Here is a 13,003-nt window from a genome sequence, read left to right on the forward strand (position 1 = left end):
AAAAATCGTGTTCTTAAACTAGGAGCTTTCGCATGAAGCGTTTGGTTCTTCCCTCTGCGCGCTGGCTGTGCTTGGCGATACTACTACTGGTAGGCCATGCCGCCTACGCCTACGACCTACCCGACTTTACCGAGCTGGTTGAAGACGCGGCCCCTGGGGTTGTCAATATTTCCACCAGTCAGACCATCCAGCGCGGAAGTAACCCGTCCATGAGGGGCTTTGGCGGCCAGGAAATTCCAGAAATCTTTCGCCACTTCTTCGGTGACAGCTTTCCAGCGCCTCCCGGAGGCGGACAGGGGCGCAGCCAGGAGCGCCAGTCGCTGGGGTCCGGCTTTGTCATCAGTGAAGATGGTTACATCATGACCAATGCGCACGTGGTACAGGATGCCGATGAAATTCTGGTGCGCCTGAATGATCGTCGCGAGCTGCCCGCCGAGCTTGTCGGCAGCGACGCTCAGACCGATATTGCACTGTTGAAGATCGATGCCAGCGAACTGCCGGTCCTGAATCTGGGCAATTCCGACGAGCTGAAAGTAGGCGAGTGGGTAGCCGCCATCGGCTCACCGTTCGGCTTTGATCACTCGGTCACCGCGGGCATCGTGAGCGCCATCAACCGCACACTGCCCCGCGACGCCTACGTACCGTTCATTCAAACGGATGTGGCGATCAACCCGGGTAATTCCGGTGGCCCGCTCTTCAACCTCGAAGGCGAGGTGATCGGCATCAACTCGCAGATATTTACCCGCAGTGGCGGATTCATGGGGCTTTCCTTTGCCATTCCGATCAATGTGGCCATGGACGTTGCCGACCAGTTGCGTGACGCAGGCCATGTCGACCGTGGCTGGCTGGGGGTGATGATCCAGCCCGTGTCGCGTGATCTGGCCGAATCCTTCGGCATGGAGAACGCCAGCGGCGCCCTGATTGCAGACCTCGACCCGGACGGTCCGGCGGCCCAGGGCGGCCTGCGTGCAGGGGATGTCATCATCAATGTCAACGGTGACGAGGTGGACCGTTCAAGCACGCTGCCGCGCCTGATTGGTCGCGTGGCGCCGGGTAGCGATGTAGAGCTTACCCTGATGCGTGATGGCGAGCAGGTCACTGAAACCGTCGAACTTGGCCACTGGCCGGATGCCGAGGGCGCTCAGCCGAGCGGCAATACCAATAGTCAGGTACGCCTGGGTATCTCGGTGGCGGAGCTTGACGAGGCGGTTCGCGAGCGCCTGAATATCGACGGTGGCGTGGCCGTACGTCAGGTCGAGCCTGGTAGCGTGGCTGCCGAAGCTGGCCTGCGCCCGGGAGATGTGCTGGTGAGTATCGATCATCGCGGCGTCTCGTCGGCGGATGAGTTGCTGTCCATCGTTGAAGATCTGCCTACTGACCGAGCCATTCCGCTGCGTATCTACCGCGACGGCCGTTCGCTTTTCGTGGCGCTGCGCCTCGAATAAGTTTCCCTTCTGTCTGTCCAGTCCGGCGGTTCTCGCCGGACTGCTGTTCCTATCCCCCGCATATCGCTACAATAGCGCGTAACTTTTTATGAAAATAGCCAACGCGGCCAACGGGTCTGCTGTTATCGGGCTGTAAACTCTCGAGGCGGCCAGGTTGAAAGCCGCTTGCGTACCACTAAGGCAGAACACTCTCAATGTCCCACGACGTTTCTAGCAGCAAGCTGAAAAACATAAGAAACTTCTCGATCATCGCGCACATTGACCACGGCAAATCAACGCTCTCCGATCGTTTGATCCAGACCTGCGGTGGCCTGACCCAGCGCGAGCTCAAAGAGCAGGTGCTCGACTCCATGGACATTGAGCGCGAACGAGGCATTACCATCAAGGCACAGTCGGTGACGCTGGATTACACCGCCGCCGATGGTGAGGTGTACCAGCTCAACTTCATCGATACGCCAGGGCACGTGGACTTTTCCTACGAAGTATCACGCTCGCTGTATGCCTGTGAAGGTGCGCTGCTGGTCGTGGATGCAGCGCAAGGGGTCGAGGCCCAGTCGGTGGCGAACTGCTATACCGCCATCGAGCAGGGCCTTGAAGTCCTGCCTGTACTCAACAAGATCGATCTGCCCCAGGCCGACCCGGACAAGGTGGCTCAGGAGATCGAAGAGATCATCGGCCTCGATGCCACGGACGCCTGCCAGGTTTCTGCCAAAAGCGGTATCGGCATCGATGCGCTGCTCGAGCGACTGGTGCGCGATATTCCACCGCCCAAGGGCGACCGGGATGCCCCGCTGCAAGCGCTGATCATTGATTCCTGGTTTGACAACTACCTGGGCGTCGTTTCCCTGGTGCGGCTGTTCGACGGTACGCTTCGCAAGGGTGACAAGATCCGCATCAAGTCGACCGGACGCGACTGGAACACCACTGAAGTGGGAATCTTTACGCCACTACGTAAAGAGACCAACATCCTGCGGGCCGGCGAGGTCGGTTTTATCGTCGCGGGTATCAAGGAAATTCACGGTGCGCCGGTGGGTGATACCATCACCCACACCAAGACCCCTGAGGTTGCACGCCTGCCCGGTTTCCAGAAGGTCAAGCCGCAGGTGTATGCCGGCATGTTCCCGGTCAGCGCCGATGATTACGAAGACTTTCGGGACGCTCTGGAAAAACTCGCGCTCAACGACGCCTCGCTTGAGTACGAGCCGGAAAACTCCGACGCCCTGGGTTTTGGCTTCCGCGTGGGGTTCTTGGGCACGCTGCACATGGAAATCATCCAGGAGCGGCTCGAGCGCGAATACGATATCGATCTGATTACCACCGCGCCCACCGTGGTATACGAGCTCGCCATGAAAAATGGTGACGTCAACTACGTCTCCAATCCCTCCAAGCTGCCGGACATGGCCGATGTGGACGAAATGCGCGAGCCCATCGTGCGCGCCAGTATCCTGGTGCCGCAGGAGTTCGTGGGTAACGTGATCACCGAGTGTGAGCAGCGCCGTGGCACCCAGAAGGACATGCAGTTTCTGGGCAACCAGATTCAGCTGACCTACGAGCTGCCGATGTCGGAAGTGGTCATGGACTTCTTCGACCGCCTGAAATCCATCTCTCGCGGCTATGCGTCGCTCGAGTACAATTTCGAGCGTTTCGAAGCGGCCAAGCTGGTGCGCCTGGATGTGCTGATCAACGGTGAAAAGGTAGACGCGCTTGCCGTGATCATTCACCGCGACCATGCGCACAGCCGTGGCCGGCTCCTGGTCGAGAAGATGAAAGAGCTGATCCCGCGCCAGATGTTCGACGTTGCCATCCAGGCGGCCATTGGTGGTCAGGTCGTGGCGCGTTCCACGGTGAAGGCGCTGCGCAAGAACGTGACCGCGAAGTGTTACGGCGGTGACGTAAGCCGCAAGAAGAAACTGCTCGAGAAACAGAAGGCCGGTAAGAAACGGATGAAGCAGGTGGGGCGTGTCGAAATTCCCCAGGATGCCTTCCTTGCTGTGCTCAAGGTCAACGACTAGGGAAGACGACCTCCATGGATTTTTCATTACTGCTGGTACTGGCCGTTGTCATTTCAGGGGTCATCTATCTGATCGATGTGGTCTTTCTGCGTCGCAAGCGGCGCGAACGCCTGGCCAAGGCGGAAGCAGCAACGACCGACGGCGTGGATGCGCCTACCCGGGAAAAACTGCTCAAGGAGCCGTGGCCCGTCGACTACGCCCGCTCCTTCTTCCCGGTGCTGCTGGTGGTGCTGGTAGTGCGCAGCTTCATCGTCGAGCCGTTCCAGATCCCATCGGGCTCGATGCGTCCCACTCTCGAAGTGGGCGACTTCATTCTGGTGAACAAGTTTGCCTATGGACTGCGCCTGCCCGTGGTGCATGAGCGCATTCTGGAAGTTGACGACCCCGAACGCGGCGATGTCATGGTGTTCCGCTTTCCCGATGAGCCCTCGGTCAACTTCATCAAGCGCGTGGTAGGCCTGCCGGGAGATCGCATTCGCTATGAAGACAAGCAGCTCTTCATCAACGGCGAGCCTGTTGCCAAGACGCTGATCGAAGAGGGACCCGCAAGCGCGCCTCAAGAGCTATTATTGCAAGAGCGCCTGGGCCGTGCGAGCCACGCAATTTACAACAACCCGCGTGCGCCCGGCCCGCAGATGGGAGAGGTCGAAGTTCCGGAAGGTCACTATTTCATGATGGGTGATAACCGCGATCACTCCAACGACAGCCGCTATTGGGGCTTTGTGCCGGAAGAGAATATCGTTGGCCGCGCCTTCGCTGTCTGGATGCACTGGGATGGTGGGCTGCCGAGCTTTACCAGCGTGCGCCGCATCGAATGAAAGAGTACCGGTCAGTTATGGTTAGTCATGTCACTTTAGTCAACGTCAATGACGTAGGAGCCCTGTGAGTAATTCCTTGAACGCTTTTTGCCGACGAATCGGCCACACCTTTGGCGACGAATCGCTCTTGGAACTGGCCATGACGCACCGGAGTTACGGTGGTCGTAACAATGAGCGCCTGGAATTTCTGGGTGACTCGATTGTTAACTTCGTGATTGCAGAAGCCCTGTTTCAGCGTTTTCCCCAGGCCCGGGAAGGCCAGCTGTCACGCCTTCGCGCACGGCTGGTAAAAGGTCAGACGCTGGCCGAGCTGGCGCGCGAGATGACCTTTGGCGAATGCCTGCGCCTGGGGTCTGGGGAGATGAAAAGCGGTGGCCACCGCCGCGAATCGATTCTTGCCGACGCGGTGGAGGCCATTATCGGCGCCATCTATCTCGATGCCGGCATGGACGTGGTGCGCGAGCGAGTGCTTGCCTGGTACGCCGAACGACTGGAAAACATCTCCCTGCAGGATACCCAAAAAGATCCCAAGACACGCCTGCAGGAGTTCCTGCAGTCACGTCAGGCGGCGCTGCCGCGCTACGAAGTGGTCTCTGTAAAGGGGGAGGCGCATGCCCAGACCTTTACCGTGGAGTGCTACATTGACCTTTTGAGCGAGCATACCACCGGTAAGGGCCCTAGCCGTCGCCATGCAGAACAGCAGGCGGCTGAAGAAGCGCTTTCGTACCTCGAGAAAAAACCAGGAGACCTATCATGAGCCAATCCTGCGGATTCGTGGCCATCGTCGGGCGGCCGAACGTAGGCAAATCTACCCTCATGAACCGGATTCTGGGGCAGAAGATCTCGATCACCTCGCGCCGTCCCCAGACCACCCGCCATCAGGTCATGGGCATCAAGACGGTCGATGATACGCAGTTCATCTACGTCGATACGCCCGGCATGCACATCATGTCGAAGGATCGTAACAAGGCGATCAATCGCTTCATGAACCAGGCGGCCACTCAGGCGCTGCGCGACGTGGATTGTGTGGTCTTCATCATCGACCGTACTCGCTGGACCGATGAAGACCAGGCCGTTCTCAAGCGCCTGGAGCACGTCAAGGCGCCGGTAATTCTTGCGGTCAACAAGGTGGATCGCCTGCAGGACAAGAATGACCTGCTGCCCTGGCTTGCCGAGGTTGGCGCGCGACGCGATTTTGCTGCCGTCGTGCCCATTTCGGCCAAGCACGGCACCCAGGTGGAGGCGCTGGAAGAGGAAGTGGCCAAGTACCTGCCGGAAAGTATTCACTTCTTTCCTGAAGATCAGATTACCGACAAGAGCCTGCGCTTTATGGCCGCCGAGCTTGTCCGTGAAAAGGTCATGCGCCAGCTCGGCGATGAACTGCCGTACCAGATGACGGTGGAAATCGAGGAATTCCGGGAGACCGGGCGGGTCACCCATATCAGCGCGCTGATTCTGGTCGAGCGCCAGGGCCAGAAAGTGATCCTGATCGGCGAGAATGGTGATCGAATCAAGAGCATTGGCCGCGAGGCGCGCCTGGACATGGAGCGCGCACTGGGCACAAAGGTCATGCTCAATTTGTGGGTAAAGGTAAAGCGTGGCTGGTCCGATGACGAGCGCGCCCTGAAAAGCCTGGGCTACGATCTCGATTGAGCACGGCCATGAACGCAGAGCCCGCGTTTTTGCTGCATCGCAAGGCCTACCGGGAAACCAGCGCGCTGGTGGACCTCTTGACCCTCAACCACGGCCGCATTCGCGCCGTTGCCCACGGCGGGCAGCGGCCAGGCTCCAAGTCGCGTCAGCGCCTGCAACCGTTCACGCCCCTGTTCATCAGCTGGCGCGGCGAGCGTGAACTGAAACGGCTGACGCTCATGGAGTCGCGGGGTCAGACCGCGCTGCTGGCTGGCGAAGGGCTTTTGTGCGGGCTCTATGCCAACGAAATTGCCACCCGCCTGCTGCCGCTTGAGTTACCTGCCGCCGATGTCTTTGCCTTCTATACGGCACTTCTGGAGGCACTGCCGGCGCCTTCAGCCCGTGCGCTTGCCCTGCGCCGCTACGAGTGGGCGCTGCTAGAGGCGCTGGACGCCGTGCCGCGTTTCTGCACGCCGGATAACCATCGGCTAGACCCCCAGGCTCGCTACCGGTTTGACCCACAAAGCTATGCTTTCATACCTTCTACGCAAGGGTTTGAAGGGCGTATGCTGCGTTATATCGAGCAGGGCGACTGGGAGCACGATGGTTTGGCCAGCGGCTTGAAGTCCGTCATGCGCGCGGCTTTGGCGCCTCACCTGGGATCTACCGCACTGCGCTCGCGCGAGCTCATGCTGGAGCTGGCCCGGCGCCGCCAGCCCTAGGCTGGCAACAAGCCATCTGATAACTGCTTACGACTTTTGGGAAAGGACGACTGCTATGCATCCTCCACGCATTCTACTCGGCGTCAATATCGACCACATAGCCACCTTGCGCCAGGCGCGTGGCACGCGCTACCCGGACCCGGTGCAGGCCGCGCTCGTTGCCGAAGAAGCGGGCGCCGACGGCATTACCGTGCATCTGCGCGAGGATCGTCGGCATATCCAGCCGCGCGACGTGCGCATCCTGGCGGACATGCTCAATACCCGCATGAACCTTGAAATGGCGGTTACCGAGGAGATGCTGGCCCTGGCGGAAGAGATTCGCCCGGCCCATGTCTGCCTTGTGCCCGAAAAGCGTGAGGAGCTGACCACCGAGGGCGGCCTGGATGTCGTCGGCAGCTTTGAAGAGATTGCCCGCGCCTGTGAGCGGCTTAAAGACGCCGGCTGCGATGTCTCCTTGTTCATCGACCCGGACGATGCCCAGATCGAGGCAGCCAAACGCGCCGGCGCTCCCACCATCGAGCTTCACACGGGGGCTTACGCTGAAGCCCGGCCGGGTAGCGATGCGGCCAACGCCGAGTATGAGCGTCTGACGGCGGCGGCCACTCAAGCGGTGTCCCTTGGTCTGGTGGTCAACGCCGGCCACGGGTTGCACTACCACAACGTGGAAGCCATTGCCGCATTGCCCGGGATCAACGAGCTGAACATTGGCCATGCCATCATCGCCCGCGCGCTGTTTGTCGGCCTGAAAGAAGCGGTTCAGGAGATGAAGCGGTTGATCATTGCCGGCCAGGAAGCGGGTCTGATGGCGGCGCTGGATGCGCATGATCATGACCACGAGCATGGTCACCATGAATGCTGTGGCCACTGACCGATGATCGTGGGTATTGGCTCGGATATCGCGCGAGTGGCACGCTTCAGCCAGGCGATCGAGCGTCACGGCCCGCGTTTTGCCAAGCGCATTCTCGGGGCAGATGAGTACATCGCCTGGCAGCACAAGGGCGAGCCCGTGGCCTATCTGGCCAAGCGGTTTGCCGCCAAGGAGGCATTCGTCAAGGCCCTGGGGCTTGGCCTGCGCGGTGGCATGCAGTGGGGGGATATCCAGGTACTCAACGATAGCCTGGGAAAACCCCGCCTGCAGTTGAGTCGCGCCGCCGAACAGCTCATGCAGGCCTCCGGGGCGACGGCCAGCCATATCACGCTAAGCGACGAAGCCGAGTACGCCGTGGCCTTCGTGGTGCTTGAGCGCTCGGTCTAACGCGTTTGCTCCAGCTCGTTCACTAGCCGGCTGCGTTCGGCGCGCAGCCGCTGTATGGCATCGTAGAGCTTTTCGAGCAGCTCATCGGCGTGGCTCAGGCCGCTGGTGCGCAGGCGGGTTTCCAGGGTTTCCACCAACAGGGCAAGCTCCGGCGCGCCGCAGTAGCGGCTGGCGCCATTCAGCCCATGCACCTCGTCAAGCAGGGTATCAAGATCCTTTCGTGCATAGGCGTCGGCGACCGTCTGCTGGGTGGCTTCCAGACTGTCGATCAGGCGCAGCAACTGCTCGAAAGCGATGCGCCTCTTGCCGCCTGCCAGCCGAGTGCCCAGGGCCAGGTCGATGGCGGGCAAGGTTTCCGCGGCGGGCAGATGGGTGAGTGGCGCCGTGGTTCGATCCGCCGTGGCCGCGGCATGAGCATCCGGATAGGTCGCTACGCCGAGAAAGCGCTGCAGCAACTGCTGTAGCTGGGTTTCATCAATCGGCTTGATCAGTACGTCATCCAGGCCCGCTGCTAGCCACTGCTGACGCTCGCTGCTCAGGGCATGGGCAGTGACCGCAATGATCGGGCAGCGCGACCAGCGATTGTTGATGCGCCGCAGCGCCTGGCTGGTCTGCACGCCGTCCATATCCGGCATGCGGATATCCATCAACACCATGTCCGCCGTATGAGTCAGCGCGTAGGCCAGCGCCTCCTGGCCGCTGCCTGCCAGGGTGATGCGTAGCTGCTCGGTTTCCAGCATGGCTTTCAAGAGTTCGCGGTTGGAGGTGTTGTCATCGACGATCAGAATGTCGATGACCGATGCCGCGCCGGGAGTTGGTAGGGCGGGCTCCACAATGGTCAGCGCTTTTTGCGTGGGCTGAAAAAGATGGCGCAGCGCGGTGGCTAGTTGAACTCGAGTGAAGGGCTTGCACAGCATCTCGCCACCGTGGGGCAGCGTCCAGGGCGGCAGCTCGAAGCTTGCCACGTTGGCCAGGATCAGCACCGGGCAGCCAGCCTGTTCGATCAGCCGCTGCCAGTAAGGGCTTTGCTGCTCGCCAAGCTCATCCTGGTCAAGGCCCAGTATCAGCAGCTCCTCCTGGCCGTGCGTATTGAAGCCAACCGGTGTGGCTCCCCAACGCTCCAGCAGGTATTCAAGTGCATGCCGGGTAGGGACATGCTGCTCGTAAAGGCGGACCACCGGACCATCCAGATGCAGCTCCGGGGGGCGCTCGCTGCTCTGACTTGCCAGTAGCGGCAGGGTAAACGAGAACGTCGACCCCACTCCAAGCTCGCTTTCGACCTCGATCTCTCCGCCCATTCGCTCGATCAACTGACGGCAGATGGTAAGCCCCAGGCCGCTGCCTCCGAACTGGCGTGAATGGCTGGGCTCGGCCTGAGTAAAAGCACTGAACAGTTTTTTCTGTTGTTCATCGCTCAGCCCGATTCCCGTATCGCTTACGCTGGTGCGCAGCACGACGTGCTGGCCTTCCTGGGTGTCCAGCATTACCCGTACGATGACCTCACCCGTTTGGGTGAATTTCAACGCATTGCCCACCAGGTTACTGAGCACCTGATGAATGCGCAGCGGGTCACCGGTCAGCGGTGTGGGCACGTCATCGTATACCATGGCAATCAGGTGCAGGCGTTTTCGCTGGGCCTCCGGCGCGTGCAGGCCAATCACTTCATCGAGCAGCGAGATGATGTCGATATCCACTTCCTCGAGGGTCAGGCGATTGGCCTCGAGTTTGGAGAAATCGAGCACGTCGTTGACCAGCATCAGCAGGTTGTCGCAGGCGCGATGAACGTGCTCCAGCCACTCCTGCTGGCGGGCATCCAGGGTCGAGCGTCCCAGCAGACGGCAAAACCCGATGATGCCATTGAGCGGTGTGCGAATCTCGTGGCTCATGTTGGCGAGAAACTCGGATTTGACGGCGTTGGCCCGCAGTGCACTGCGGTGGGCCAGGTCCAGCTTGATGTTCTGCTCCTCGATGGTTTCCATCGATTCCTGCAGCTCGCTGGTGGCCTGCTCGATCTGGTTTTGCATGTCGCGCTGCGCCTGCTGGAAATGCTCTGCCAGGCTATTGACGTGAAGGGCCAGCTGGCGAAGCTCTGCAGGCCGGGCAGGCGTCAGGTGAAGGCGGTAGTCACCGCGGGAAAGCCGATACAGCGCCTGATTGGCATCTTCGATGGGCCGTGAGATATAGCGGCTGACCGCAAAGGCACCCAGAAACAGCAGCAGACCGAGCAGCATGCCGCCAAGGCTGAGGCTGGCCAGCAGCTTGTAGCGCTCGAGCGCCATTTGCCGGGTGTCGACTTCAGCTTCCAGCCAGCCGCTGCCGACGGTTTCACGCAGCCTGCCGTTGAGCGGCACCACCAGGCGCCACAGGTTCTCCTCCTGGATTACCCGGGTGGTTGCCGGAGCGACCACGCGTGGCGACGCCGGTACTGCGCGCCCCAGCGTCAGCAGGCGGTTGCCCTGCTCATCGAAGAGGCTGACCGCATTCAGGCCATGGTGATCGAGCAGCTCTCGGGCCAGGCGCTCCAGGCGTTGCGGGTTGGCATCGGCCATGGCGATCTGAAGGCTTGGCGCCAGCAGTTGACCGGCGTCCTCGAGACGCTCCTTCAGGGCGTCCCGCTCGGCTGACGCACTTTGAACCATCAACAAAATGGCCATCATGGCATAGACCAGAAGCGGAAAACCGAGTAGCGCAAAAAGCAGGCGCGTATGTAAAGACATGAAAGAAGCTCGCTGATTCAATGAGGTTGCCTGTCAAGCACGGGGCAGCACCGATATAATGCAGCATAACGGCTATGATAAGGAACGGACCATGAATTATCCCGTATTGGAGGATGTGGTAGGCAACACGCCACTTGTACGCCTGAAGCGTATTACGGCCGGGCGCAACAATACGCTGCTCGCCAAGCTTGAAGGCAACAACCCGGCAGGCTCGGTCAAGGACCGCCCGGCGCTTTCCATGCTGAGCGAAGCCGAAGTACGCGGCGAAATCGCCCCGGGTGACACGCTGATCGAGGCCACTTCGGGCAACACCGGCATTGCTCTTGCCATGGCTGCCGCCATCAAGGGGTACAAGATGGTGCTGGTGATGCCGGAAAACGCCTCGGAAGAGCGCAAGCAGGCCATGGCGGCCTACGGCGCGCGGTTGATTCCCGCCAGCAAGGCCGGCGGTATGGAGGAAGCCCGCGACATTGCCGATGCCATGATCGCCAGAGGCGAAGGCAAGCCTCTGAACCAGTTTGCCAACCCGGACAACCCGCTGGCGCACTACCGTACCACCGGGCCTGAAGTGTGGCATCAGACCCAGGGCGAAGTGACCCACTTTGTCAGCTCCATGGGCACGACGGGTACCATCATGGGCGTTTCCCGCTATCTCAAGGAGCAGAATGCCGACATTCAGATCGTCGGCCTGCAGCCCGCTGATGGTGCCAGTATTCCAGGTATCCGCCGCTGGCCCCAGGAGTACCTGCCGGCCATCTTCGAAGCACCGCGGGTGGATACCACGCTGGATATCAGCCAGCAGGAAGCCGAAGAGAACATGCGCCGTCTGGCGCGTGAAGAGGGCATCCTGGCTGGCGTATCCTCGGGCGGGAGCCTCGCCGGTGCGCTGCGGATCGCCGAGCAGGTCGAAAATGCAGTGATCGTGTTTATCGTCTGCGACCGAGGCGATCGCTATCTCTCCACTGGTTTGTTCGCTCCGGAGCTATAGATGGCCATGCTGGGTAAGCGGCGTCCTGCGCGCGCGGCATCAAACAAGTCGGGGCTTTCACGCAAGCCGTCGGCCAGGCCGGTGCCGGTCGCCGAAAACGGTGATGTGCTGGTCATCGAGCGGCTGGCCCACGATGGCCGGGGAGTGGCCCACGACGCGGCAGGCAAGACGGTCTTCGTCGATCGGGCACTTCCCGAGGAGCGCGTCGAGGTCGCCGTGCATGTCAACCGCAAGCGCTTCGACGAAGCGCATGTCAAGGCGCTGTTGAGTCGTTCGGCCCAGCGTGTCGAGCCACCCTGCGCCTACTTTGGCCAGTGTGGCGGCTGCCAGCTGCAGCATATGGCCATCGACGCGCAGCGGGCCCACAAAAAGGACGTGCTGCGCGAGCTGTTTGCACGCCAGGGCATGACCCTGCCGTCCGTCGGGCTGCTGGCCGGCAGCAGCGAGCACTACCGCCGCCGGGCCCGCCTGGGAGTCAAGGTCGATGGCCAGGGGAGCGTGTTGCTGGGCTTTCGCGCGGCCCATAGCCATCGGCTTGTTGATATTGATCAGTGTCACGTGCTGGTCGAGCCGTTACAGTCGCTGATGCCGGCTCTACGGGCGCTGATGGGCAATCTTGAAGCTCCCAGGCTTGTCGGCCATATCGAACTGCTGACCACCGATACCGAATGCGTGGTGCTGGTGCGTCAACTCAAGGAGCATGCAGGGGATGCACGGCGCTGGCAGACGTTTGCCGAGCAGCAGGCAGTGGCGCTGGGCGCCTGGGTCGGGCGCGAATCGGTCGAGTTTCACTGGTGGGGGACGCCGCCCGTGCTGCAGGAGGTGCTGCACATCCCGAACCAGCCGCCGCTGACGCTGGGCTTGCTGCCTGGCGATTTTCTGCAGGTGAACGCAGACGTCAATCAGCAGATGGTCACGCGCGTCGTCGAGTGGCTGGCGCCCAAGGCCGGGCAGCGCATCATGGATTTGTTCGCCGGCATGGGTAACTTCAGCCTGCCGCTTGCCGCCAGTGGTGCCCGGGTACACGCCGTCGAGGGCAGTGTGACCATGGTAGCGCGCATCAAGGACAACGCCGCCCGAAACGGCCTGGATATCAGTGCCCAGCAGGCCGATCTGAGCACGGCTGAAACGGCCAGGATGCTTTTAAAAGCCCACGCCGGGCTGGATACTGTCGTGCTCGACCCGCCCCGAAGCGGGGCAGAAGCGGTCTGTCAGGTGCTGGGTCGGCATGAAGTGCCAAGGGTTGCCTACGTGTCCTGTGATCCGGCAACGCTTGCCCGCGATGCGGCACACCTGGTGCGCGCTGGGTACCGTATCACGCAAGTGGCGGTGGCTGACATGTTCCTGCACACTGCCCACATGGAAACGCTGATGCTGTTCGAGTACGAGGGCTAGCCTGCCCATCGCATCAAGC

General features: G+C 61.1%; 11 protein-coding genes. 10 read left to right on the top strand and 1 reads right to left on the bottom strand.

Translation table 11 applies throughout. From position 1 onward, the window contains the following. The first annotated feature begins 32 nt into the window (after positions 1-32). The 8 genes from HW452_RS04350 (at position 33) to acpS (ending at position 7,884) form a co-directional block, all read left to right on the top strand. Entirely contained in the window at positions 33-1,445 is a 1,413-nt protein-coding gene (locus HW452_RS04350; protein ID WP_224104871.1) for a DegQ family serine endoprotease, read from the top strand. Between the two features lie 194 nt (positions 1,446-1,639). Beyond that, positions 1,640-3,457, top strand: a complete 1,818-nt coding sequence (gene lepA, locus HW452_RS04355; protein ID WP_224104872.1) for a translation elongation factor 4 — start codon at positions 1,640-1,642, stop codon at positions 3,455-3,457. A 14-nt stretch (positions 3,458-3,471) separates the two neighbouring features. After that, positions 3,472-4,275, top strand: a complete 804-nt coding sequence (lepB, locus tag HW452_RS04360) for a signal peptidase I (protein ID WP_224104873.1) — start codon at positions 3,472-3,474, stop codon at positions 4,273-4,275. A gap of 64 nt (positions 4,276-4,339) precedes the next feature. Continuing rightward, positions 4,340-5,032 (top strand): ribonuclease III, encoded by a 693-nt coding sequence (rnc, locus tag HW452_RS04365; RefSeq protein ID WP_224104874.1) that lies wholly within the window; start codon positions 4,340-4,342, stop codon positions 5,030-5,032. Next, the gene (gene era / locus HW452_RS04370) at positions 5,029-5,928 is read left to right on the top strand and encodes a GTPase Era (RefSeq protein ID WP_224104875.1); all 900 of its coding nucleotides are present in this window, start codon (positions 5,029-5,031) and stop codon (positions 5,926-5,928) included. Before rnc ends, era begins: the two co-directional genes overlap by 4 nt. A gap of 8 nt (positions 5,929-5,936) precedes the next feature. Continuing rightward, entirely contained in the window at positions 5,937-6,629 is a 693-nt protein-coding gene (gene recO, locus HW452_RS04375) for a DNA repair protein RecO (RefSeq protein ID WP_224104876.1), read from the top strand. 55 nt (positions 6,630-6,684) lie between these two features. Next, positions 6,685-7,497 carry a pyridoxine 5'-phosphate synthase gene (gene pdxJ, locus HW452_RS04380; RefSeq protein WP_224104877.1) on the top strand — a complete coding sequence of 271 codons (813 nt, stop codon included), beginning with the start codon at positions 6,685-6,687 and terminating at the stop codon, positions 7,495-7,497. Between the two features lie 3 nt (positions 7,498-7,500). After that, on the top strand, positions 7,501-7,884 hold the full coding sequence (gene acpS / locus HW452_RS04385; protein ID WP_224104878.1) for a holo-ACP synthase: 384 nt from the start codon (positions 7,501-7,503) through the stop codon (positions 7,882-7,884). On the opposite strand, the gene HW452_RS04390 is transcribed toward acpS, so the two are convergent. Continuing rightward, positions 7,881-10,601 carry an ATP-binding protein gene (locus HW452_RS04390; RefSeq protein ID WP_224104879.1) on the bottom strand — a complete coding sequence of 907 codons (2,721 nt, stop codon included), beginning with the start codon at positions 10,599-10,601 and terminating at the stop codon, positions 7,881-7,883. The two genes, acpS and HW452_RS04390, sit on opposite strands and share 4 nt — an antisense overlap. Before the next feature lie 91 nt (positions 10,602-10,692). On the opposite strand from HW452_RS04390, the gene cysM reads away from it, so the two are divergent. Both cysM and HW452_RS04400 read left to right on the top strand, forming a co-directional pair. Next, positions 10,693-11,589, top strand: coding sequence for a cysteine synthase CysM (gene cysM, locus HW452_RS04395; protein ID WP_224104880.1), 897 nt, complete (start codon positions 10,693-10,695; stop codon positions 11,587-11,589). Further along, a complete protein-coding gene (locus HW452_RS04400) occupies positions 11,590-12,984 on the top strand; it encodes a methyltransferase domain-containing protein (protein ID WP_224104881.1) in 1,395 nt (464 codons plus the stop codon). The last annotated feature ends 19 nt before the right edge of the window (positions 12,985-13,003 follow it).

The organism is Vreelandella aquamarina, assembly GCF_020075495.1.
Taxonomy (GTDB): Bacteria; Pseudomonadota; Gammaproteobacteria; order Pseudomonadales; family Halomonadaceae; genus Vreelandella; species Vreelandella aquamarina_A.